Source organism: Ensifer sp. GW101-20A05 (assembly GCF_059424735.1).
Window position 1 is genome coordinate 108,721 of the sequence record NZ_JBWKZT010000008.1, and the last position, 21,617, is coordinate 130,337.

24 protein-coding genes are annotated in these 21,617 nt (G+C 61.4%); 8 read left to right on the forward strand and 16 right to left on the reverse strand.

Translation table 11 applies throughout. The features are described from left to right. The first annotated feature begins 141 nt into the window (after window positions 1–141). The 3 genes from AC070A_RS20420 (at window position 142) to AC070A_RS20430 (ending at window position 1,136) form a co-directional block, all read left to right on the forward strand. Window positions 142–447, forward strand: coding sequence for a hypothetical protein (locus AC070A_RS20420; RefSeq protein ID WP_113133730.1), 306 nt, complete (start codon window positions 142–144; stop codon window positions 445–447). A 61-nt stretch (window positions 448–508) separates the two neighbouring features. Then, a complete protein-coding gene (locus tag AC070A_RS20425) occupies window positions 509–721 on the forward strand; it encodes a hypothetical protein (RefSeq protein WP_057252187.1) in 213 nt (70 codons plus the stop codon). Between the two features lie 175 nt (window positions 722–896). Continuing rightward, a complete protein-coding gene (locus AC070A_RS20430) occupies window positions 897–1,136 on the forward strand; it encodes a hypothetical protein (protein ID WP_112997390.1) in 240 nt (79 codons plus the stop codon). A 20-nt stretch (window positions 1,137–1,156) separates the two neighbouring features. On the opposite strand, the gene AC070A_RS20435 is transcribed toward AC070A_RS20430, so the two are convergent. Beyond that, window positions 1,157–2,236, reverse strand: a complete 1,080-nt coding sequence (locus tag AC070A_RS20435) for a PAS domain S-box protein (RefSeq protein WP_082615938.1) — start codon at window positions 2,234–2,236, stop codon at window positions 1,157–1,159. 188 nt (window positions 2,237–2,424) lie between these two features. On the opposite strand from AC070A_RS20435, the gene AC070A_RS20440 reads away from it, so the two are divergent. The 4 genes from AC070A_RS20440 (at window position 2,425) to AC070A_RS20455 (ending at window position 6,098) form a co-directional block, all read left to right on the forward strand. Further along, window positions 2,425–2,628, forward strand: a complete 204-nt coding sequence (locus AC070A_RS20440; protein WP_057252190.1) for a CsbD family protein — start codon at window positions 2,425–2,427, stop codon at window positions 2,626–2,628. Window positions 2,629–3,119: 491 nt separating this feature from the next. Next, window positions 3,120–4,235, forward strand: coding sequence for a hypothetical protein (locus AC070A_RS20445; protein ID WP_492384234.1), 1,116 nt, complete (start codon window positions 3,120–3,122; stop codon window positions 4,233–4,235). A 413-nt stretch (window positions 4,236–4,648) separates the two neighbouring features. Beyond that, window positions 4,649–4,918, forward strand: a complete 270-nt coding sequence (locus AC070A_RS20450) for a hypothetical protein (protein WP_057249283.1) — start codon at window positions 4,649–4,651, stop codon at window positions 4,916–4,918. Window positions 4,919–5,114: 196 nt separating this feature from the next. After that, window positions 5,115–6,098 carry a L,D-transpeptidase family protein gene (locus AC070A_RS20455; protein ID WP_492384235.1) on the forward strand — a complete coding sequence of 328 codons (984 nt, stop codon included), beginning with the start codon at window positions 5,115–5,117 and terminating at the stop codon, window positions 6,096–6,098. Window positions 6,099–6,189: 91 nt separating this feature from the next. Here AC070A_RS20455 and AC070A_RS20460 read toward each other — a convergent pair whose 3' ends face one another. Then, the gene (locus AC070A_RS20460) at window positions 6,190–6,378 is read right to left on the reverse strand and encodes a hypothetical protein (protein ID WP_492384236.1); all 189 of its coding nucleotides are present in this window, start codon (window positions 6,376–6,378) and stop codon (window positions 6,190–6,192) included. 163 nt (window positions 6,379–6,541) lie between these two features. Between AC070A_RS20460 and AC070A_RS20465 the strand changes: the two genes are divergently transcribed. Then, window positions 6,542–6,796 (forward strand): hypothetical protein, encoded by a 255-nt coding sequence (locus AC070A_RS20465; RefSeq protein WP_057249286.1) that lies wholly within the window; start codon window positions 6,542–6,544, stop codon window positions 6,794–6,796. Window positions 6,797–7,000: 204 nt separating this feature from the next. Here AC070A_RS20465 and AC070A_RS20470 read toward each other — a convergent pair whose 3' ends face one another. The 14 genes from AC070A_RS20470 to AC070A_RS20535 form a co-directional block, all read right to left on the reverse strand. Next, complete coding sequence (locus AC070A_RS20470) at window positions 7,001–7,843, reverse strand: HpcH/HpaI aldolase/citrate lyase family protein (RefSeq protein ID WP_112995172.1); 843 nt, start codon at window positions 7,841–7,843, stop codon at window positions 7,001–7,003. After that, on the reverse strand, window positions 7,840–9,057 hold the full coding sequence (locus AC070A_RS20475) for a CaiB/BaiF CoA transferase family protein (RefSeq protein ID WP_492384237.1): 1,218 nt from the start codon (window positions 9,055–9,057) through the stop codon (window positions 7,840–7,842). Before AC070A_RS20475 ends, AC070A_RS20470 begins: the two co-directional genes overlap by 4 nt. Then, a complete protein-coding gene (locus tag AC070A_RS20480) occupies window positions 9,054–10,103 on the reverse strand; it encodes an ABC transporter ATP-binding protein (protein ID WP_057249289.1) in 1,050 nt (349 codons plus the stop codon). The genes AC070A_RS20475 and AC070A_RS20480 overlap by 4 nt, the downstream gene beginning before the upstream one ends. Window positions 10,104–10,133: 30 nt before the next feature. Continuing rightward, window positions 10,134–12,233, reverse strand: a complete 2,100-nt coding sequence (locus tag AC070A_RS20485) for an ADP-ribosylglycohydrolase family protein (RefSeq protein WP_492384238.1) — start codon at window positions 12,231–12,233, stop codon at window positions 10,134–10,136. Between the two features lie 16 nt (window positions 12,234–12,249). Next, window positions 12,250–13,455: an ADP-ribosylglycohydrolase family protein gene (locus tag AC070A_RS20490; RefSeq protein ID WP_492384239.1), complete on the reverse strand. Its 1,206-nt coding sequence runs from the start codon at window positions 13,453–13,455 to the stop codon at window positions 12,250–12,252. Then, window positions 13,445–14,866: an extracellular solute-binding protein gene (locus AC070A_RS20495; RefSeq protein ID WP_492384240.1), complete on the reverse strand. Its 1,422-nt coding sequence runs from the start codon at window positions 14,864–14,866 to the stop codon at window positions 13,445–13,447. The genes AC070A_RS20490 and AC070A_RS20495 overlap by 11 nt, the downstream gene beginning before the upstream one ends. Window positions 14,867–14,916: 50 nt before the next feature. Then, window positions 14,917–15,819 (reverse strand): carbohydrate ABC transporter permease, encoded by a 903-nt coding sequence (locus tag AC070A_RS20500; protein ID WP_057249398.1) that lies wholly within the window; start codon window positions 15,817–15,819, stop codon window positions 14,917–14,919. After that, window positions 15,819–16,667 carry an ABC transporter permease gene (locus AC070A_RS20505; protein WP_492384241.1) on the reverse strand — a complete coding sequence of 283 codons (849 nt, stop codon included), beginning with the start codon at window positions 16,665–16,667 and terminating at the stop codon, window positions 15,819–15,821. The genes AC070A_RS20500 and AC070A_RS20505 overlap by 1 nt, the downstream gene beginning before the upstream one ends. Window positions 16,668–16,787: 120 nt before the next feature. Then, a complete protein-coding gene (locus AC070A_RS20510) occupies window positions 16,788–17,837 on the reverse strand; it encodes a LacI family DNA-binding transcriptional regulator (protein ID WP_093234471.1) in 1,050 nt (349 codons plus the stop codon). Window positions 17,838–17,990: 153 nt separating this feature from the next. Next, entirely contained in the window at window positions 17,991–18,503 is a 513-nt protein-coding gene (locus tag AC070A_RS20515) for a GNAT family N-acetyltransferase (RefSeq protein ID WP_110879505.1), read from the reverse strand. 3 nt (window positions 18,504–18,506) lie between these two features. Then, on the reverse strand, window positions 18,507–18,809 hold the full coding sequence (locus AC070A_RS20520) for a type II toxin-antitoxin system TacA family antitoxin (protein ID WP_112995179.1): 303 nt from the start codon (window positions 18,807–18,809) through the stop codon (window positions 18,507–18,509). A gap of 358 nt (window positions 18,810–19,167) precedes the next feature. Continuing rightward, window positions 19,168–19,494 carry a LysR substrate-binding domain-containing protein gene (locus AC070A_RS20525; RefSeq protein ID WP_492384242.1) on the reverse strand — a complete coding sequence of 109 codons (327 nt, stop codon included), beginning with the start codon at window positions 19,492–19,494 and terminating at the stop codon, window positions 19,168–19,170. Then, a complete protein-coding gene (locus AC070A_RS20530) occupies window positions 19,491–19,748 on the reverse strand; it encodes a substrate-binding domain-containing protein (protein WP_218373921.1) in 258 nt (85 codons plus the stop codon). The genes AC070A_RS20525 and AC070A_RS20530 overlap by 4 nt, the downstream gene beginning before the upstream one ends. A 242-nt stretch (window positions 19,749–19,990) precedes the next feature. Further along, a complete protein-coding gene (locus tag AC070A_RS20535) occupies window positions 19,991–21,610 on the reverse strand; it encodes a dihydroxyacetone kinase subunit DhaK (RefSeq protein ID WP_492384243.1) in 1,620 nt (539 codons plus the stop codon). Window positions 21,611–21,617 lie beyond the last annotated feature (7 nt).

Here is a 21,617-nt window from a genome sequence, read left to right on the forward strand (position 1 = left end):
TGATCCGGAGACTCTGAAGTCACGGCCGGATAACAACGAAGATCAATTGCAGCCTCCCGGACCGCACGTTAGCCCAGCGAAATCAAATGCTGGGAACCAATTGCGTGCTAGCCGGTTCGGCTGCCGGAGGAGTGCACGGTGATGGGCAAGGAAGCGCCGACGCTCGATGCTGGACCACACAACCTGCCTTATCTCGATGCAGATGCGGATGAACATCGGCTCGAAGACCAATTGGTGATGCTGCGGCAAATGACGAAAGGGCTCGAACACGAGATCGACGCAATCCTTGCGGATGCGCGCGAGGTCGTTCGCGCGGCGCCCGGCATCAACCGCGCCAAGGTGATCAAAGCGCTCGTTGCCGACAATCGGAAGAAGCTTCTCCGCCTGCAATCCAGCCTGGTGATGCTGGAGGAACGTGTGGGCCGCGAGGCGATCAATTCCGATTGAGCGCAGCTTGCGACAGCCCCTGTTGCCAAAGGCACTCGCCTTTCATCCACGGAGGTGGAAAATGCCTAGCTTGTTGCGTTTTCTCTTTTGGCACCTGTCGTCCGGCTTCCTGTTGGGAACAATGACCGCTCTGGTGATCGTTGCCCAGAACCCCCAGGCGCTTGGACACAATGGCTCAATCGAACCCGTCGCCCTACTCATGCAAATCTTCGCCTTCGGCGCTTCGTTCGCGATGGGCAGTCTCGGCACGGCGCTGATGGGAAAGATCGACTGACCAAATCGACCGACCGCCCCTGCCCACCCTGACGATGCGACAGCGGCGAACCATTTCTTCCGTAGCGCTCGAAGGTTTCTACAGGGAACAAAAAGCCGTTTGGAGCACTTTGGGTGTCCCACAGGTCGGCGCTGCGAAGCGAACACCGACGTCATAGGGCATCAGGAGATCTGAGATGGCACAGCACCAGCCCGCTTCCGATGGGAGCATACCGTCTGCACCTGCAAAACGAGGGCGCGCGAAGATCATCAATCCGTTGGAAGCCGTCTATTACGGGCACTACGACCTCGCGGAATTCATTGCCAAATACGGTTTGACGCCCTTGGTCGCGCGCGAGATTTTCGGTCGTGTCGGGCCAGCGCGCAGTGATCTCGACAAATACATGAATGAACCTCGCCAGCACCTGGCAAGGTGACTGCGCGAGCCGCAGAGCCGCTATAACCCATCAGTCGCGCGCGGCTCCGAGGCGGTCTGGTATGGCTCCAGGAAACGGTCCGCCTGTCCCGCCAACCGCCACCGGAGCACCCCGTCACCGCAGATGACGTCCACCGTCGCGCTCAGCGCTTGCGCCACGCTGCGCCTCAGCACGACTGCTCCGAACCCGGAGTGCGGAAAACTCGGACCTTTGCTTCCCGGTTCGGCACGCTCTTCCCATGTGATTGAGAAGCCTCGGATCGGCCCCCGTTGGGCAAGCGCCCATTGCACGGAGATCGCGCCGGTTCGATTTTTCAGAACACCGTTGCGCAGCGAATTCAGCGCCAGCTCGTGGATCGCCATGCCGAGATTCTCGATCGCGACTGGTACCAACGCAAGGGACGGCCCTGCAATCTCATAGGTGTCACCCGCATAGAAGGGCGCCATCTGTGTCTCGACGAGATCACCGAGATCGGCCCCCTTCCAGTCGGCCGACGCAATCAAATCGTGAGAGGCCGCCAATGCCCAGATGCGCTCTTCGAGACGTTTTTGGAAAGTGGCGGCATTGGATGCCTCGCTGCGGCTCTGCCTGATCATTGCAAGGATGATTGCGTACTGGTTCCGAACCCGGTGGTTGACCTCACGCAGAAGAAGGCGAATGCGCCGTTCCTTTTCTTTGGTCGACGTTATGTCGCGGGCAACCACCGACGCACCCACGATCTTGCCCACGCCGTTTCGAATAGGCGAGACCGTCAGCGAAACGGTAACGTAGCTTCCAGCCTTGCGTTGGCGTACCGTCTCGAACGGCTCGATCTGCTCCCCTCGCCTCAGGCGGTCGAGCAGTCTCATCTCTTCTTCGTGAAGATGCGGCGGGATAATGGTGAGGATGGACTGCCCCATCATTTCGTCTGCCATGTAGCCGAAGAGCCGCTCCGCGGCTCCGTTCCAAGTACGGACAGTGCCATCCAGATCCTTACTGACGATGGCATCGAAAGACGATTCCACGATCGCAGCGAAACGCGCCCGAAGGACATCGTCGGCGACTGCGTCCTCATCGAATAGGCGTGACGGCATCGGTTCTGCTCGCTTCCGACCAGGCATTCATTTGCGGATTCGTGCTACCTGACCCAACTAGTACGCCCGACCTCCCAAAATGTTCCGCTGCACGGCAGCTCGAACCAATATGCTTTCCCAATTTTCCTGAACTTCGGACAGGCGAACGGCCTGGCGAGAACCAAATCGGCATCCGCGAGTTGGGGTGGCGTCTCTAAATTAAGGAGGATCCTAGAATGGACTGGAACCGTATCGAAGGAAATTGGAAGCAGGTCAAAGGCAAAATCAAGGAGCAGTGGGGCAAGCTCACCGACGACGATCTGGATCAGATCGCCGGTAACCGCGAACAACTGGAAGGCCGAATTCAGGAACTTTACGGGATCGAACGAGACCGGGTTCGTCGCGAAGTTGATGACTGGTACGGTCGCCAAACCTGGTAGTTCGAGGTGGAGGCGATATGGCCGCCCCGGCCAAAAGGATAGCCGGGCGCGGCCCTCTTTTTCCCGATCCCCGGGGTCTTTTCCATTTGACTAATTCTGCTCCGATGCGCTTCGCGCCTTGTCAGTTCTGCGGCGTTGCAAGTCCGTTCAATGCCATTCCGTTGGGCTCGTTTAGGTCTAATTCTACTTGGCACAAGCTTCAGTGTGAGATTATGTTAATGCAACTATCGCGTCATACCCTCAGCGGCCGCAGGCGTGGCTCCAAAGTGGGAGGTGACATGATGTTGCCATCCTGGGAGCATTGCACCAAACTGCGTAGCTTATGGGGTGATGAAGAGCCTTTATTCGCCTCTTCCAGGGAGTTAGGTCTCGTTTCGCACAACTCGAGTATTTGGCCCGACTTACAGTACTAGATTCATAACTCGATGTGGCGGGACCGATAGAAAGTCGACTTGGTATGATTATCTTTTTGTGGTCGGAAACGGGTCAAAATGAGCGAAATCCGTTCGCTTGAACGCACGGACATCCCAGCGATCGCAGGCATGTTCCAGCGGGTGTTCCGCAATGACCAGCGCACACCGCCGCCGGCACTTGCCGATTACATGCAGCAGCTTTACCTCGATGCGCCCGGCTGCGATCCGCAGATACGCCCCCTCGTGCACGTGAACGACAAGGGCGTCATTTCCGGATTTGTCGGCGTCAACGTCCTGCCCATGGTGCTGAATGGCCGCCGGCTGCGTGCGGCCATCTGCGGCTCGCTGATGGTCGAGGATCGCGAGAGCGACCCCCTGGCCGGAGCGCGCATCCTCAAGGCCTTTCTGGCCGGACCACAGGATCTTTCCTTCAGCGAAACCGCAAGCGACGTCTCGGTGCAGATGTGGACACGGCTTCGGGGCGTCGTCCTGCCGCAATACAGTCTCGACTGGGTGCGCGTCATCCAACCCACTTCCTTCAGCCTGAGTGTTGCGTCCAACCGCATCAAGCCGGCGCGACTCGCCGCACCTTTCGCGCGGGCCATTGACAGCGCCTACCGCAAGCGGATGGCGCCGGGCGAACAACGTTGGTCCGCCGTGTCTGCCGCCGGCATCGGCCAGGCCGGTTTCACGACACAGGAAACCGATCGCAACGGCTTTGCCGCCGTGGTCGATCGTTTCATCGCGCAGTTTCCGCTGCGCCCCGAATGGGCCGAAGGGCAGCTCGACTACATTCTCGGCGATGCGGAGCAAAAGCCCGAACAGGGAGATCTCGTCTACGCTCTGGTCGCGGCGCGCACCGGCACGCTCGTTGGCGCTTTCGCCTATTACGCCAAGGCGGGCGCGATCGGGCGGGTACTGCAGGTTTTGGCGCTGCCGGGCCAGGCCGGCCCGGTCATCGACTGTCTTGTCGATCATGCCGCCAAGCGCGGACTTCCGGGCCTAAGGGGACGGACACAGCCGGTACTTATGGAAGCCATGCTCGGGCGTCGGATTGCCTTCGTCCATGTTTACTCAACAGTACTCCACTCCCGTGACCCGGCAATCGTCCAGGCCTGCCGGGACGGACAAGGCTTCTTCAACGGTATTGCCGGAGAACACTGGTGCCGGCTGATCGCCGGGACTTTTGGTTGATCTTGCTCGGTGATGCGTATCCGTTCCTATGTTGTTCGATCAACCGTGCAGACCTAGTGAAGCACCTGCGCCGCGACTGAGCGCCCGCCGCATCGAACGACGCGCGGAACCGGACCTTGTCAACCGCCCCCTTTTTTAGAGTTATACGATAGCCACAAAACATGTGCTGCGGCTGCCGAACTCACGGCAACCCATCGTCACTGGCGTAATTCCATGAAGAGGTATAGATTGACCGGCCGGTCGTCGCCCCGGAGCCGACGACCGGGAATGACTGCAAGGGAGTCCGAGCGAATGAAGCCTGTCTCCCTCAAGAAGGTCCGCGGGGCGATGCCAATATCAGCGATACCCCCGCGTGAAAGTGAAAGCGTGAACTGGAAGATGCGCCGGGAACCGCGGCCGCCAGGGAGGTTTCAATGCAGTGGGCAGTCAATGATCTCAATGGCCAATGGAATGCAACTGAGCTTGAAATGCTCCAGCGCACATTCGACCGGGTCTGCCTGTGGCAGAACATCCCTGCGAACAGTCTGCGTGCAGGGCGCCTGGTTCGGTATCTGACAGATCAGCTTCGCGGCGGCATCTGCGACGAGGGTACCCTGTTTGAAAACGCCATGTTGCTGGAGCGATCGCGTTCGGAGGCGACGTCCTTTCCCCGACGCGGCGCGCCGATGCGTGTGCTCAACTAGCTCCGCCCGATAGATAGATCCGCGAGACCTGCAAGGTCGATCCCTTTTGAGGGCAGAGCGCTTCCGCGCCGGCCATCGGGACGGTGTGGAAAGTGGCTGTTGCCGCGATCAACGGCGTGTCGGCTTTCCGAGCTATGATCCCGGCCGGCTGCGGTATCTCGATGGGCGGGAACAAATCCGGCGCCCAGTTGATTGAATGGTCATGAAAAACATGACCCTGTCGACAGCACTGTTGATGCTGTTCCCCGCCGCTATGGCTCTGGCCCAGCCGCTTCAGCCAGATGCGATCAACAACGCTTCGATCGCGCCCACTTCGTTGGAGCCGATGACTGGAGCAACTGACGAACCCGACCCCACCATCGTTCGGCTTCAAGTTCTTCTGGATCGCGCGGGTGCGTCGCCTGGCGTAATAGACGGCTACGACGGCGAGAACGTCCGCAAGGCGATTGCCGCCTTCGAGACCATGCAAGGTCTGCCCGCAGACGGCAAATTGGACCCGGATTTCATTGAACGACTTTCGGACCGGACGCCGGCGGTACAGCCCTATGTCATCTCCGAAGAAGACACCAAAGGGCTCGTCGCCACCATACCCAAAGACTACTCCGAACAGGCGAAAATGGATCAGCTCGGATATACAAGCGTCGCCGAGAAGCTGGCCGAGCGCTTTCACATGGACATCGATCTCCTCAAGGCGCTCAATGCGGCCTCGATGTTTTCGGTCGGCAATAGCGTGTCCGTGATGGTCCCTGGAGCCCCAAGGCAGGGGACAGTCAAACGCATCGAAGTGCACCGACGCTCCGGCCAAGTCATGGCCTTCGCAGGCGACGGGACGCTAATCGCCGCCTACCCAGCCACGATCGGCAGCCGCGAGGCCCCGTCGCCTTCCGGCACGCATAAGGTCAAGGGGGTCGCTCGCACGCCTCCCTATGTTTATAATCCGAAGATCAATTTCCAGCAGGGCGACAACCGGAAGAAACTGACCCTGCCCGGCGGTCCGAACGGCCCTGTCGGCAGCGTCTGGATCGACCTGTCAAAGCCAACCTACGGAATTCATGGCACGCCGGAACCATCGATGATCGACAAGTCCGGATCGCACGGATGCGTTCGCTTGACGAACTGGGATGCGGAAGAATTGGCGGGGATGGTCAAACCTGGCGTCATCGTTGAGTTTGTAGACTGAGCCACCTCAACGCTGCGAAGGCCTGAAACGACGTCGCGAATGAGAGCGTGCAGCCGCGCGAGGTACTCCGTGAAAAGCCTGTATCGAGCAATCAGCGTATGCGCGTCTGAACGCGCACGATGTTCATCTGAAGCTCATGACTCGTCGCGTATCTGCCAAGCACCTTGATCAGGCGCTGCTCTTCGGTCTTGTGAATGCCAGTGCGCCGGCAATAATCGGCGACATCCCAGATATGCCTGGGCTGGGGGTTGTCGACTGTTCGGATATCCGCGTGTTTCATCCTGCACCTCCCCTTGCGAGCGCATAACGTTGGGAGGCCGCTTTGGTTCCGCGCGAGCCGCTGAAAGCCAACGCGCGGACGGCAATTGTCGCCTTCAAGGGAACGTAGTTTCCGCCCGCTGGTTTGGGGCGCGAAATACCACCCAAAACAGGAGGCAGATGCGATGTTCAACAAACTTCTAATTGCAGCCGTCATGGCCACTTCTTTCACCGGCGCCGCCATGGCCCAGGCCGATATGACGTGCGATGAGGCGGGCATGACAAAGCTGGAAACGGACGTGGGCTCCATCACCGACGCCACCAAGAAGGACATGGCAACGAAGGAACTGGCCATGGCCAAGGAAGCAATGGCGGCGAAAGATACGGCAAAATGCAAGACCCACATGGAGAATGCCATGAAGGGCAAGGACGCCATGTGATTTCAGGTTACGGCGTCCACTGCATGTTTCCTTTGATCGTAGCCGGTTAAAGGACAAAAACATGCAGCGATTCAAAGTGCTACAGCGAACTTTGCGCGTCTGATAAGACGCGCGGCGCTGTAGGGTGTTTCGCCACGTCCCGCGTAGCGTGACACCCAGACCGGCGGCTCCTTGCAAGAAGGCGGGGGTCTTCGCGGGCTTTGTCTAATCGATCTTCTGCAGAATGCGGCGGGCACGCTCGATGATCGGTGCATCCACCATCCTCTCGCCGACCAGGAAGGCGCCCCTGCCCTCGGCCGCCGCACTCGCCGCGGCGTCGAGCACGGCGCGCGCCCAGGCAACCTTTTCTTCGCTGGGTGAAAATGCCGCATTCATGATCGGCACAGCAGAGGGATGAATGCAGGTTGCGCCATCAAAGCCATGGCGGCTTGCTTCGCGGGCGGCGGCTTCAAGGGCATCGCGCTGCTGATAGTCCGCAACGGTCGTCAGAGTGCCGAGCGACAGCTTGCCCTCCGCCTTGGCTGCGAGATGCACGAGCAACTTCGGCAGACGCAACACCTCGGGGAGCGGTTCGGCCCCCATGCTCGTGGCTATATCCTCTCCACCGGCCACAAGGCCCAACACGCGCTGACAGGCGGCAATTGGTCTTGCGTCCACCACCGCGCCGGCATCTTCCAACAGCGCCACGAAGACGAGCGGTTCGCGCCCGAGTTCGCGTTCGGTCGTTTCCAGGTGTTTGGCAAGATCGCACACCTGCTGTGGCGAATGCGTCTTGGCGATGAAAAGGCCGAAGGCGCCTGCGCGGCAAGCGGCCTCGGCATCCGCCTTCTGCAGCTCCGGTTCGGCATTGATCCGCACGAAGACCTTGGCGCCGCTTCGCCCGGCCATGGGGACCGACTGCGCAAGTCCAGCGCGTGCCGCCTGCTTATCGCCGTCGGCGACGGAATCCTCGAGATCGAGGACGATCGCATCAGCGCCACGTTCATGCGCCTTGGCGATGAAACGTTCGGACGAGGCAGGCACGTAGAGAAGAGACCGCAGTCTCATGCTGCCTCTCCCTTCAGAATGAGGTCGATTGCGCTGGCATCCAACCCGGCTTCGGTGAGGACCTCAGCCGTATGTTCCCCAAGCGTTGGCGCCGGTCTCCGCCAGACACCCGGCGTCTCCGAAAGCCGTGGCACGATGTTGTGCATCGGCAGGCTGCCGAACTCCGCGTCCTCCACGTCGACGATGATCTCGCGCTCGGTAAAATGCCGGTCGGAAACGGCATCTGCGATGTTGTAGATCGGCCCAACCGTCGCGCCGGCGTCGCGCATGATCTTCAGCGCTTCGTCGTGGTCGTGCCGGGCGAACCAGCCGCCAACAGCTTCGTCGACGAGGTCCCGGTTCTTGACGCGCTCCGAATTGGTTGCAAAGCGCGGATCTTCGTTCATGTCGGCACGGCCGATGATCTCGAATATCCGCCTTGCGACCTGGGGTGTGGAACCGGACAGCGCCACGTATTTGCCGTCGCGGCACCGGTAGACGTTGCGCGGCGCGGCTGTGTTGGAGGCGCTGCCCACGCGCTCCTTGATCTTGCCGGTCGTCTGGTAGATCGCGGCTTCCGGTCCGAGCACCGAGAACATCGGTTCCAGCAGCGACAGGTCGATCACCTGCCCCTTTGCGTAGCCGCGATCACGCGCGAGCAGCGCCGTCACGGTGGCCGAACTTCCGTAGACACCGGCGATCATGTCGGCGAGCGCCAGCGGCGGCAGCACCGGTTCGCGGTCGGGAAAGCCGGTTCGGTAGGCAAATCCGCTCATGCCTTCGACGATCGTGCCGAAGCCCGGGAACTGCGCATAGGGGCCGGTCTGTCCGAAACCAGAGATCCGCACGATGATCAGGTTGGGGTTGCGGGCATGCAGCGCTTCCGGCGAAAGGCCCATGCGCTCCAGCGTCCCCGGCCGAAAATTCTCGATGAAGACGTCCGCCGTTTCGATCAGCGCCCAGAGCGCCGCCATGGCCGCCTCCTGCCGAAGGTTGAGCACGACGGAGCGCTTGTTGCGGCTATAGGTCTTCCAGTAGAGCGAGTGGCCGTCGTCCTTCCAGTCCCGCAGCGGATCGCCGGCCGGCGACTCGATCTTGATGACGTCTGCACCGGCATCGGCAAGCTGCAGCGACAGCATGTTGCCGGCGACGAGGCGTGAGAGATCCAGAACCCTTGTGCCGACAAGCGGCCCCGTGGCGGCGGGATCGAACTGTCGCTTGGCAAACCCGCTCATCGAATACGCTCCCCGGTTTCCTTGTCGAAGAGCAGAACCTTGTCGACGTCGATCGTGAGCGTCACATCCTGGCCGGCCGAAAGCAGCTTGCCGCCGTGGACAACGACGGAAATATCCTCGCCGCCCATATCGACGACGATTTCCTGATCTTCGCCGGTCGGTTCGACCAGGCTGATGCGGCCCGGCACGCCCGTTGCTCCAAGCGTGATATGTTGCGGGCGGATGCCGCAGACAACGCGCGTACCCGGCTGCACCTGTCTTCCAAGCGGCAAGGAGACCCCGCCGCGGGTCAATGCCGTTTCGCCGTCAGCGATCGCCTCGATGAGGTTGATCTCCGGCGAACCGATGAAGCCGGCAACGAAGAGATTGGCGGGATCGTTGTAGAGTTCGAGCGGCGCGCCCGCCTGCTCGATCTTTCCGCCGTTCATCACCACGATCTTGTCGGCCATGGTCATGGCCTCGGTCTGGTCGTGGGTGACGTAGACCATCGTCCGGCGCAGCCGCTGGTGCAGCTTCTTGATCTCGCCGCGCATCTTCACGCGCAGCTTGGCGTCGAGGTTCGACAACGGTTCGTCGAAGAGGAAGGCGCGCGGGTCGCGCACGATGGCGCGGCCCATGGCAACACGCTGGCGCTGGCCGCCGGAGAGTTCCCGCGGCAAGCGGTCGAGCAACTTTTCCAAGCCGAGGATCTCGGCGGCCTCGATCACGCGCTTGTGGATCTCCGCCTTCGGCGCGCCGGCGAGTTTCAGCGCGAAGCTCATGTTTTCCGCGACCTTCATGTGCGGATAGAGCGCGTAGGACTGGAAGACCATGGCGATGTCACGCTCCTTCGCCGGCATGTCGTTGACGATCTTGCCTCCTATGGTGATTTCGCCGGCTGAAATATCTTCCAGCCCGGCGATCATGCGCAACAGCGTGGACTTGCCGCAGCCCGAAGGACCGACGAGCACGACGAATTCGCCATCGCCCATCTCCAGCGAGATGTCGTTGAGCACGGCGACACTGCCATAGCTCTTGCCGACACTTCTGAGCTCTATCTCGGACATGTTTCCTCCCTTCCTTTCCTCGTCGCGCGACTAGCGCTCTGCGACCTCGAGCCGGCCGATCGACATCCGTCCGGCCGAGGTCATGCGTAGACCCGCCATGCCGTAGCGGAGCGTCGCATCGTCCGCTTGGAGCACTCGCTCGCCATCGACGGAAAGCGTCAGCTTGCCACCTTCGACCGTGAGATCGACTGCGTAGCTTCGGCCGTATTCGATACGGAACGGGCTGCGGGCGAGGATCGTGGTGCCGTGATTTTCCAGAAGGATCACGGCCTCGTCATTCTCAAAACCGGCGGCATAGAAGCGGCTTGTTCCTTGAGCGCGTGCCACCACCAGATGCGAGGCACCGGAGAGCGGCTGAAGCTCCGCTATGACACTGACGTCCCGCAGGTAGGCATTGCCGGTCCAGGCGTCCGCATCGGTCGCCGTATGCGCGTGGATGCGGCCCTGCTGCAGGCTCCAATGGCCGCGGTTCCAGGTAAAGCGAGTGATGCCGCCCCATTCATGCGCTTCCCTTGCCGGGTCGATGACGGCACGTCCCTTGCCCGATACGGAGAAGTCGGCAAGGAACAGCCGGCCGAGGAACTTCAGGCGGCCGAAATATTCGACCAGGATACCGATCTCGTCGACCGCCTCGCCATTGCCATCGGGGATGGTGAACGCATAGTCCTGCCAGCCGCTCGCCGATGGCACGTGCCAGGCGCCTGTTTCCTGAATGGTGCCGCTCATGGCGCGACGGACGTAAGGCGCTACGCGCAGGTTGCCGTCGCCATTCCACGGGTCGAGCCAGAGCTTGAACTTCACCGTCTGGCCGTCATCGGCAAGGGGCGTGAACATCGGGCGGTAGCGCTCGTCGTCGAAGTCGGAGCGGCGATAGAAGGGCTTCCAGAAGATCCGCCCACCCTGCCCGCGTTCCAGCCGGTCGAGCAGGATCTCCAACGACCCCTTGGCATTCTCCGTATGGCGCTCCGCCGATGCCTTGACGGCAATCTGGTTGAACGGCTCGGTGCGAAAGCCGTGGGTGGCGCCTGGAGCGTCGAAATCGAAGCGCACGCCGCGACGCTCGAAATCCTCGACCCAGAGCGCCGGAGCTTCTCGCTCCTGCAGGCGGAGCGCCAGCACGGTCAGCTCGCGGGCAAAAGAGGGAATGTCGACGACGTTGATCGTGCCGGTAACGCCCGAGGCGACGACGAAATCGTTGATCGGCTTGCGGTATTTGTCCCAGCTCGGCTGCACCTGCTGCAGGGTGCCGACGATCGCACCGGCATTGCCGGCATTGCAGTCCGTATCCCAGCCGGCCATGGTCGCGATCTCGACCGTGCGCGGCAGGTCGCCCTGGCCATAAATCAGGCTCATGACAAGCACGCCGGCATTCGGAATGATGTGGCAGACGCCGGGATAGCGGTCATAGCCCCATTCTGCAGTCAGCATGTCGCGGCAGGCGCGCCAGTCGTTCCGATTGCTGTCGTGGAAACGAAGCACCGCGCGAGAAACTTTGGCGTAGATGGAATCGGCTGGGATCGTCGCGAGGCCCGTCTCGATGACTTCCTCGATGCTTTTTGCAACGAATGCCTGAGCGATCGCCGCGGCGCAGAAACGCGCGCCATTCAATCCCTCGCCGTCATGGGCGACACTTGCCGCGCGCGCCGAGGCCTTGGCCGCCGTCTTGGGATCGGCCGGGTGCACCCATCCCCAGCTATCGATGAAGATCTGGCCGCCGATCTGCTCGGCAACCGTGGTGCCGTTCTGGGCGATCGAGCCGGACTGCGGCGCCGGGATGCCGGCCCGAAGGTTCTGGTAGGCGGTATGCTCGGTCGAATTGCCGAAGCCGCCCCACCAATACATGCCGTGTTCCTCGGCCGCATAGTTCAGCCAGGTCTTGCCGACCTCTTCCGCGGTCGCGCCGAGGCCGTAGTCGCGCAGCGCCCGGATGAAATAGACCGGACCGTTGGTGTCGTCATCCGCCGCGAAATTCTTGAAATCGCGCAGATATTCCGTCACCTCGCCATAGGTGTCCCGGATGCGTTCATAGCTCCAGATGGTCGGCTCGACAGGCGCGCCGAGGCGCACGCCGATCGCCTTGCCGATGAAACCGGAATAGATCCGCTCGAAGATTTCTGTGGTGCTGAGCATCGGATACTTTCAAAGACTAGAGACTGGAAACCTGGGTGAGTTCGGGGACGGCAACGAGGCCCGCGCGTGCCTGCGCCCGCGCTGTTTCGCGTTTGCGGTCTGCCGCCTGGATGGCAGTCACCGTTTCGGTGAAGGCATCGGCGGAGCCGAAGAGGTCGAGCTTGTTGACGCGGTCGAGCTGGGAGGCCATCGCCCGGTCTATGATCGTTTCGCCATGCATGGCGCCGAGGATCCCGCCAGCCATAACGCCGATCGAATCCGTGTCGCGGCCGGAATTGATGCCGTCGACGATCGTCTTGTAGAAATCCCCGTCATTGACGACGGCAAAGCCGAGGGCCAGCGGCAATTCCTCGATCGCGTGGAGGCGCGACGGCTGGTAGGCGTCCGTGGCAATGCCTGCCTTCTGCGGCGTATGTTGCACATTGTCGCCCATCGGCGAATAGCGGGCGATGATCCGATGGAACTCGGCGACGACCGTCTGATGGTCCGCGCCCCTCAGTGAGCGCGCAGCGCCCACAATGTCGGCGATCGCATCACGCGTACCGTCCTTGGCAACGGCAAGCGTTTCTTCGATGACGGTGTCGAGCGTGGTTCCCGGCACGAACGCGGCAGCAACTGCAGCCGCGAGCACGCCGGCGGCCTCGAGACCGAAGCTCTGCTGGTGGCCGGAGGCAAAGGCGATCGCCTCGTCATAGGCTGCCTTCGGATCGCAGGCGTTCGCCACGCCGATCGGCGCGATGTACATGGCCGCGCCGCAATTCACCATGTTGCCGACGCCACCCTGTCGCGGGTCGCAGCCGGAAAGCTGATGACGCTGGAAGATCCACTTTTCCGGATAGAACAGTCGCTCGATCAGCATCGTCTCGCGCTGCAATTCCGGCACCCAGCGCGGCGTCCAGGCGATCTCACGCACCATGCCGGAAGCCATGTCCCAGGCATCAAGGTGACGCTTGACGTCGTCGTAGATCGACATGACGCAGAGCGTCATCAGCGTGTCGTCGGTGACGATGCCGCCACCGCGGACACGGCCGTTGCGGGCCGCTTCGCTCTGCTTCATCCGGTGCCACTCGGTATCGAGCGACGTCACCCGGCCATAGCGCTCGCGAATTTCTGCGGCGGAGAGTTTTTCGACCGGCGCCCCGATGGCGTCGCCGTAAGCGACGCCAAAGAGAAGCGCCCGGACCCTTCCCTTGAGGGAGAGCCCTGCAGCATCATTTGTCATTGAGAACCGTCCTTGCATATTCGGTCATTTTCTCGCCGCCGGCAGCGTTCCATTCGGAAACGAACTGGTCCCATTGGTCCATCTTGGCTTCACCGGAGACGAACTTGTACACCCAGGCCCGGTAGACGTTTTCGGTCGCATCGATGTCGGTGGCGTATTCGGCAGGCCAGACGAAGGCATTGTCCGGCTTGAAGTCGGCTGAAATCGTCTTCAGCGATTGCTGCGCGGCCTCGCTCAGCCATTGCACCGGCGGCTGCCAGTTGGCGGAGACGAGGAAGCGGGCATACCAGGTGGCCAGCTTGTCCGTCGGCTTGATGGTCTCGCCGTCCTTGATGTACTGTTCGCCTTCGAAGCCGAGGCGTTCGATTGCCTGGCCCTCGGGGCTGGCGATGAAATCGAGCAGCTTGACGACCTCTTCCTTGTGTTCAGAGGTCGTCGCAATGGCGAGACCGCGGGACTCCTTCGAAACGTCGAGTGCCATCAGGCCCTGGCCGGCCGGCCCCTTCGGCGGCGACAGCAGGCTCAACGTGACGTCAGGATGGGCTTGGCGCATCTTGCCGCCATAGATGTCGATCACCTCTGCGGAAGAGCCGAAGATCACGCCGGCGCGGCCGGAATAGAACTTGTCTTCCTTCACGTCCCACTTGGTGGTGATGAACTCCGGGTCATAGAGGCCCTGTTCGCGAAGCGAAGCATAGAAGGCGATCTTCGCCTTTTCCGCTCCCGAGACGCGGGCATGGATCCATTCGCCGGCATCGTTCTTCAGCCAAGTGCCGGTGACGCCGAAGGCCTGATTGAAGATCGCATCGAGCTCCTGGGTGTTGTCGGCAGTGGTGACGCCGTAGCTGTCGGCCTTGCCGTTGCCGTCGAGATCGCCGTCCTTGATCGCCTTGAAGAGGGTGACGTAATCGTCTGTCGTCTTCGGCGCCGCGACGCCCGACTTCTCGAGCCAATCCGTGCGAATGACCGGCTGCGGCATGCGCGGCGGATAGACATAGAGCAGATAGGGGTAGTTCTTCAGCCGCTCGACATTGTGCGGAAAAAGCGCGTCCTTGAGATAGGTCGTCTTCGGCAGCCAGTTGTTCCAGTCTTCGAGCACGCCCTGTTCGGCCATCTTGGCGTCGCCGCCCTGGAAATAGATGAGATCCGGGATATCGCCTGACAGAAGCATGGCGCTGAGCTTGTCGGCGTAACCCGAGGACGGCAGGTCGATGACCTGAATGTGGATGTCGGTGCCCTTGGCCTTCAGCGCCTCCTCATAGGCCTTCATGAGCTTGACGTCGTCAGGATTGCTCGTCGTGAGGTCCTTCGAGACGACGCGGATCGTTACTGGATCGGCGAAGGCGGGCATCGCGACGCTCGCCATCAGTGCAACGGCGGTCGTTGCGCCAAGGATCAGTCTTCCAAGCATGTTTGTTCCTCCCAATATGCTTTGGCCATTTATGTTTCGGTTCGACATCGTCAGCCCTTCAGCGCACCGCTCATGGTGCCCTTGGTGAAGAACTTCAGGATGAGCGGGTAGATCGCGAGGATCGGCGCGATGGTGAGCAGGATCATGCCGGCCTTCAGCGCACGGATGTTGATTTGGCTCGCACCCGTGTAGGTGTTGCTTTCGACCACCCCGACCATGGCGAGCTTGTCGCCCTCGACCACGAACTGGCGCAGGACGACCTGCAGCGGCCACTTCGACTGGTCATTCAGATAGATCATCGCCCGGAAGAACTCGTTCCAGTGGAAGACGAAATAGAAGAGCGCGATGGTCGCAAGCGCCGATTTGGCGAGCGGCAGCGCCACGTACCAGAAGATCTGGAAGGGATTGGCGCCGTCGAGCTCGGAGGCCTCGATCAGTTCCTTCGGCACCTCCTCGAAGAAGCGCACCAGGATGATCAGATACCAGGCGTTGACCACCTTGAAGAGGATCAGCGACCAGTAACTGTCGAGCAGGCCGAGGCGCTTGTTGATGAAATAGTCCGGGATGATGCCGGGCTCAAAGACGATCGTGACCAGCACGAAGACGAAGATGATACGCCGGCCGGGCAGACCGGGACGCGAAAGCGCCCAGGCCATCAGCGCCGTCAGCACGACGCCAAGAACCGTGCTGACGAGCGTGATGAAGATTGAGTTGAGGAGGCCCCTCTGAACGGCGGAATTGTTGATCAGCAGATCCCAGACCTCGGTCGAAAACCCATTGGGGATGACCGTCAAGCCACTCATCCCTGCGACCTTGCCCGGGTCGGAGAACGAAATGGCGAGCAGGTTGAGGAGCGGCTGGACCGTCAGGACGACGAGGAACAAGAGCGTCGAAACGATGATCGCATATTCGAGCCGCTCAAGCGGTGTTCTGCGGACGTTGTGGGCGGCCATCACCATACCCCCTTGCCGGTAAGACGTTTGGAAAGAAGGTGCGCTGCGACGATCATCAGCATGCCGAGCACGGCCTTGAAGAGGCCGGCCGCTGTCGCCAGCGAGTATTCGCCGGTCTGCAGGCCGATGCGGTAGACATAGGTGTCGATGATATCGATCTTGCTGCGCACGACGTCGTTGGAGAAGTTGATCACTTGGTTGAGATCGGCGTTCAGGAACATGCCGGCATTCAGGATGAAGAGTGTCGCAATCGTCGGCACGATCCCGGGAATGGTGACATAGCGGATCTTTTGCCAGCGGTTCGCCCCATCGATCTCGGCCGCGTCATAAAGCTCCTGATCGATGGCGATGATGGCGGCGAGATAAAGCAGACTGTCCCAGCCGGCCGATCGCCAGATCTCCGAGAAGACCAGCACCCAGCGGATTGAGCCGGTGTCGGTCATGAAGGACACCGGCTGAATGCCGAAGAAGCCGATGATGTCGTTGACCGCGCCGTCGCTCGGCGAGAGCACTGCGATGAACACGCCGGCGATGACCACCCAGGAGAGGAAGTGCGGCAGGTAGATTGCCGACTGGATGAATTTACGGAAAGCGCCACCGCGGATCTCGTTGAGCAAAAGCGCTGTGATGATCGGGACCGGGAAGAAGAAGACGATCTTCATCGTCGACAGGATCAGCGTGTTCGCCAGCACCTGCCAGAAGATTGGCGACGAGAACAGCGTCTGGAAATGCTTGATACCGACCCATATGTTCGGCGGGATGATGCGCAGCTGCTCGAAAGCGATCTTGGCTTCCCAGATCGGAAAGTAGTGAAAGATCACGAAGAAGATCAGGCCAGGAGCCATCATCAGGTAATACGGCCACCATTGCCGCATGCCCCTCGATAGGCCCTGGCGCCGAATTTTGGGAACGTTCCCATTTCGTGACATAGTTGCGTTCACCACAAGCTCGTTGCTTACCGTCATTGCTTACCTCCCTGCCGCCACACGCACGGGTGCCGAGGCCGAAACGTCGGCAAGCGAGCCGCGCTCCACCAATCGGCACGGCAGATAAATCCGTTCACGCTGGCGCCCACCGGCGATCTGATCGATCAGGCATTCGACCGCGCGAATGCCGATCTGCCGGCCGGGCTTTTCGATGGTCGTCAGGCCCGGCCAGGAAAAGGCGCCTGCCGGGATGCCGTCGAAACCCAGGATCGAGATGTCCTCCGGGCATCTCAGCCCCGCCTCGCGAACGGCTATCATGGCCCCGAGCGCCATCAGGTCGTTGGCGACGAACACGGCGCGGTTTCCTCTCCACTGCTTCGTAAGCAGGCGGGCCATCGCGCTGCGACCGCCCTCGACCGTATAGTCGGACTCTTCGACCATCAGGACTTCGGGATCGACATCGCGGGCGATGCAGTGCTCGTGGACCGAGCGCAGGAAGCGGGCGCGCGCGAGACGAGACCTCGGGCCGAGCATCAATGCCGGCGCCGGGTGTCCGCGCTCGACAAGAATATCCATGCCGAGCCGCACCGCCTGAGCGATGTCGGAGCCGACGCTCAACGTATCGGGGAAGCGCTCGGCGCTGGAGCCGATGAATACGAAGGGCATGCCAAAACGGTCGAGGTCGTCGAAATTATCCGCAACGGGATTGATGATCGCGCCATCGACGCGCGCCCGGCGCAGGGCGCGCAGGTGGGTTGCCTCCTTGTGCGCATCCCAATCGGACGAGAAGATGAGAAGTGAAATGTCGTCCTTCGCCGCCCGATCCTGCGCTCCGCGCGCAACTTCGGCCCAGAACGGGTTGGTGATATCAGGAATAACGATGCCGAGCAGGCCGCTCCGGCCGGAGCGCATGCCGACGGCAAGCTGATTGGGCTCGTAGCCGGTGACGGCGACCGCCTTTAAGACGCGATCGCGTGCCTCCTCGGAAATATTGGCAGAGCCGCCGAGAACACGCGCGACGGTGCTCTTCGAAACGCCTGCGCGTTTGGCAACGTCGATAATGGTCGCCCTTCGACCAGTCGTGTTGTTCATAAGCTTCCTCCCAAAGCTCAGGCAATGTTTTTCAAGCCATCACCTGAACCCTGTGGGAACGTTACCACAGCGAAAAACACTTTGGCAATATGCAGGAGAAAATATCCCGCCGCCCCACGCCCTTTCCAGAATGGCCATCCCCTTCCCCTCTTTTTATTTGAACAACTGTTCGATGTCCGCCATCGGCCGGAACAGCTTCATCGGCTGGTCGGGAAACGGCAAAAAGCTCTCGCGCTCGTAGAATCGGCGCGCATTTTCATCCTTGGCATCTACGACCACCGCGAAGGATGCGATCTGGCTGCTCACGGCCCGAAAGAGAGCATCCGCCAATAGAAACCGGCCATACCCCTTGCCTTGATGACGTCGATCGACCGCGAGCCGGCCGAGAAGGGTTGCCGGAACGAGCGGGTAGCGTGGCAATTTCCGGACTGCCTTTTCCGGTAACTCCCCGAGATTCACAGCGGACGAGGAAAGGGTGTAGTAGCCAGCCACCGTACCGTCCGACAGTACCAGGACGAAAGGCGCGGCCATGTTCTTGCGGGCATCCTGACCCGCTTGAATGCGAAAATACCGGTCGAGCGGCTCGACGCCACTTTCGAACGCAGATCTGTCGTGCTGTGCGCCGAGGATCTCGACCCGCAGCGCTTCTCCGATATCGTCCCCCACCCGTCAGACGCCGGTTGCCTGCCGATAGCGGCGCACCGTGTCACGCAGACGGGCATTGACCGGCTGAGGGTTGAGCAATGCTTCTACGAACGTCTCGCTGTCGCGAACCGACAGATCCAGACGCTGATGCTCCTCGATCGCCCTACGGGCGGCCTCCTGGACGCTGGACAGCACAAAATCGGTCACTGTCCGGCCTTGGAGGGCCGCAGCGCGCTCAATAAGGCTTTTCTGGTCTGCCGTAACGCGCGCCTCCAGACGCTCACCACGAACTCGGCCGCGAGGCGGATGTGTTGCAGTTTGGGCCATAATCATTCTCCTTGGCTTCATGTACGGCCAATGGCCGGGAAAGTCAATGAGTCGGCGCCCGTCACGGAGCTGATCTCATGCCCCATGCAGCCTCTCGACGCCCGGGTGACGTGAACGACGGATACCAGGCGGATATCAGCCGCGGCGAGCGTATCGAGCGCGTCTCCCGTGCAGGCAAAAGCGGCCGGTTGGTATCCAGAGCCTTGCGCGCGATGAACGCCGGTCAACTTCTATCAGCCAGGAGGAATGCGCATTCAAGAAATATCAAAGGTCAGCGAATACCGGCTCCTCACGTAGGCGAGAAAGTGACGTAGCGCTGGGTTCGTATTGTCCTTTCGCCAATAACCAGAATAGTTCATTAGGCAGAGGCCATGCGAACCATGCACCTCCCGAAGCGTTGTGCGCCGGCCGCCCCTTCGCACGTAATCGTCACGCCAAGCCCGCCGCCGAGCACGCTCATAATCGACTCACGGCTAACCCCATGCATCTTGATCTTGGGGCGCGTGCCAAATGCAGACAGCCGGCCCAATACCATATCGCGGGACTCCGGGCCGGGATCACTCGCAGTCAGCAGGAAGGTCTCATTTCGAAGATCATACCATTGCACCCATTCGCGCTCGGCCAGCGCGTGTGCTGCCGGCATTGCGACGAGCAACCTTTCGCTCCAGAAGGTCGCGCGGTTCATTCCCGGATAGCTCGCGTCCCAATCATGATGGCGATGTCGACCATCCCATCCTTGAGCCCGTTGATCAGGTCCTCGCGCTCGGCCTCGACTCCATCGACATCGATATCGATATCAGGATTGCTGGCGTGCCACCCGAACAGTGTGGCGCGAAGGTTCCCAGCCGATATCGGGCTGTGGTGTCCAATCATCAGTCCGCCTGATCGGCCCTGCCCGGCGGCGCGCATCGTGTTGACGAGCTGATCCGCTCTGCTCACGATCTGGCGGGCTTCGCGCTCAGCCTCGTGCTCGACGCCGCAACGGGCCGTCCTTGCTCTCGCCCGGTGATTGTAGCCTCTGACGGAGATTGGGAATGCTCGATGCCCCCATGATGTCCTGGGGTCGCCCCGCGATCCATACAGGAGATGTGGCGGGTTTTCGATCAGACATAGACGGGCGACACGCGCCCTACGCCGCCGAACGCAAAGCTCGGCGGCATAGCATCAACGATAGCGGCAACCTAAGCCGCCAGATGCTCGAACAGCCGGGCGACGGCCTCGGCGCCGGGGTCAACATGGCCCTCGAGCTGCTTTGCATTGATATAGGCCGCGCGACCGGCCTTGGCACGCGTCAAGGTGGAGGTGAAGTTCGCCCCCGTTCGTGCGGCAGCCGCTGCCGCGACCACGCTGTCGCCGAGTGCATCGAGCGCCGGAGACAGAGCATCGATCATCGTTCGGTCGCCGATCTTGGCACCGCCGATCTCCTGCATGCGCGCAAGCCCGGTTCGAAGCGCCTCGCGCATCGGTAGACCACTGGATGCTCCGTCGCCGGCGGCTGCGAAGAAAATGGCAAGCAGCACGCCGGAGGAGCCGCCCATGGTCTGGCTCAGTTCCAGGCCGATCGCCCGCAAAAGCTGGGTGTGATCGGAAAGTGGCAGCCGATCGATGGCGTTTATCAGCGCGCGAGCGGCTCCCGCCAGCGTCGAGCCCGTATCGCCATCGCCAGACTTTGCATCGAGAGCATTGAGATCCTGCTCCGCAGCAATCAACACCTTGCAGCAATCGATCAGGAATGCGCGCGTCGCCCCATGGTCGGATGCCATCGGCGTGATCGGCGTCAAACCATCCGGCAAGGCGCTGACGGCGATCGGCCGCACCTCCGACACACCCGGCCAGGCGGCGATCGCCACCGGCAACTTCAAGAGTTCCAGTTCCGCCTTATCCGCTGCAAAGACCGAGACCGAGAAGCCTTGCATGTCGAGCGATGTCATCAGTGGCGCCGGACCAATCGTATGGGTGATCCTCTTGCCGAGAGGCAGATTGATAAGGTCGTGGGCGAGCACCGACATTTCGAGCACCGAGGTACCGCCCAGATTGTTGATCAGCGCGACGTGCGCGCCTTCGCCCATGACGGCTGTCAGCCGCTCCACCATGGTCGCCACCGATGCGCGAGCGCCTGCAAAGTCGATCTGCTCGACACCGGCTTCGCCATGAATGCCGAGACCGAGCTCCGCCTTGCCCTCCGGTATCCGCTCTTCCTTTGGCGACCCCGGAACCCGGCAGGTGTCCAGCGACATGCCGATGGTGTGCGTGCCGGCAATGACCTTCTTGGCTGCCGCCGTCACCGTGTCGAGATCGGCACCGCGTTCAGCGAGTGCGCCGGCAATCTTGTGCACGAATAGAGTGCCGGCAACGCCGCGCGCCTGCGGCAGATCGGGCAGCGCGATATCGTCGCCGACGATCACCATGTTCACCTTCAGCCCGAAGGCGCGGGCGCGCTCTGCCGCAAGACCGAAATTCAGCCGGTCGCCGGTGTAATTCTTGACGACGAGCAGGCATCCGGCCGGACCGGTCACGGCGAGAATGCCGGCAAGAACCGCGTCGACGCTCGGCGAAGCGAAGACATCGCCGCAGACCGCAGCCGTCAACATGCCGTGTCCAACGAAGCCGACATGAGCGGGTTCATGACCGGAACCGCCGCCTGAGACGATCGCGACCTTCGATTTATCCCAGTCGCTGCGCAACACGACCCGGATATGCGGATAGCCGTCAAGGCGGGTCAGCGCGCCGCCGGACAGGGCCAGAACACCGTCGATCGCTTCTGTCACGACATCTTCCCGCTTATTGATGAATTGCGCCATATCGAGC

Excerpts from the sequence above, each read along its gene's own strand:
- AC070A_RS20420 (WP_113133730.1), top strand. The coding sequence starts at position 142 with ATGGGCAAGGAAGCGCCGACGCTCGATGCTGGACCACACAACCTGCCT.
- AC070A_RS20425 (WP_057252187.1), top strand. The coding sequence starts at position 509 with ATGCCTAGCTTGTTGCGTTTTCTCTTTTGGCACCTGTCGTCCGGCTTC.
- AC070A_RS20430 (WP_112997390.1), top strand. The coding sequence starts at position 897 with ATGGCACAGCACCAGCCCGCTTCCGATGGGAGCATACCGTCTGCACCT.
- AC070A_RS20435 (WP_082615938.1), bottom strand. The coding sequence starts at position 2,236 with ATGCCTGGTCGGAAGCGAGCAGAACCGATGCCGTCACGCCTATTCGAT.
- AC070A_RS20440 (WP_057252190.1), top strand. The coding sequence starts at position 2,425 with ATGGACTGGAACCGTATCGAAGGAAATTGGAAGCAGGTCAAAGGCAAA.
- AC070A_RS20445 (WP_492384234.1), top strand. The coding sequence starts at position 3,120 with ATGAGCGAAATCCGTTCGCTTGAACGCACGGACATCCCAGCGATCGCA.
- AC070A_RS20450 (WP_057249283.1), top strand. The coding sequence starts at position 4,649 with ATGCAGTGGGCAGTCAATGATCTCAATGGCCAATGGAATGCAACTGAG.
- AC070A_RS20455 (WP_492384235.1), top strand. The coding sequence starts at position 5,115 with ATGGTCATGAAAAACATGACCCTGTCGACAGCACTGTTGATGCTGTTC.
- AC070A_RS20460 (WP_492384236.1), bottom strand. The coding sequence starts at position 6,378 with ATGAAACACGCGGATATCCGAACAGTCGACAACCCCCAGCCCAGGCAT.
- AC070A_RS20465 (WP_057249286.1), top strand. The coding sequence starts at position 6,542 with ATGTTCAACAAACTTCTAATTGCAGCCGTCATGGCCACTTCTTTCACC.
- AC070A_RS20470 (WP_112995172.1), bottom strand. The coding sequence starts at position 7,843 with ATGAGACTGCGGTCTCTTCTCTACGTGCCTGCCTCGTCCGAACGTTTC.
- AC070A_RS20475 (WP_492384237.1), bottom strand. The coding sequence starts at position 9,057 with ATGAGCGGGTTTGCCAAGCGACAGTTCGATCCCGCCGCCACGGGGCCG.
- AC070A_RS20480 (WP_057249289.1), bottom strand. The coding sequence starts at position 10,103 with ATGTCCGAGATAGAGCTCAGAAGTGTCGGCAAGAGCTATGGCAGTGTC.
- AC070A_RS20485 (WP_492384238.1), bottom strand. The coding sequence starts at position 12,233 with ATGCTCAGCACCACAGAAATCTTCGAGCGGATCTATTCCGGTTTCATC.
- AC070A_RS20490 (WP_492384239.1), bottom strand. The coding sequence starts at position 13,455 with ATGACAAATGATGCTGCAGGGCTCTCCCTCAAGGGAAGGGTCCGGGCG.
- AC070A_RS20495 (WP_492384240.1), bottom strand. The coding sequence starts at position 14,866 with ATGCTTGGAAGACTGATCCTTGGCGCAACGACCGCCGTTGCACTGATG.
- AC070A_RS20500 (WP_057249398.1), bottom strand. The coding sequence starts at position 15,819 with ATGGCCGCCCACAACGTCCGCAGAACACCGCTTGAGCGGCTCGAATAT.
- AC070A_RS20505 (WP_492384241.1), bottom strand. The coding sequence starts at position 16,667 with ATGATGGCTCCTGGCCTGATCTTCTTCGTGATCTTTCACTACTTTCCG.
- AC070A_RS20510 (WP_093234471.1), bottom strand. The coding sequence starts at position 17,837 with ATGAACAACACGACTGGTCGAAGGGCGACCATTATCGACGTTGCCAAA.
- AC070A_RS20520 (WP_112995179.1), bottom strand. The coding sequence starts at position 18,809 with ATGGCCCAAACTGCAACACATCCGCCTCGCGGCCGAGTTCGTGGTGAG.
- AC070A_RS20525 (WP_492384242.1), bottom strand. The coding sequence starts at position 19,494 with ATGAACCGCGCGACCTTCTGGAGCGAAAGGTTGCTCGTCGCAATGCCG.
- AC070A_RS20535 (WP_492384243.1), bottom strand. The coding sequence starts at position 21,610 with ATGGCGCAATTCATCAATAAGCGGGAAGATGTCGTGACAGAAGCGATC.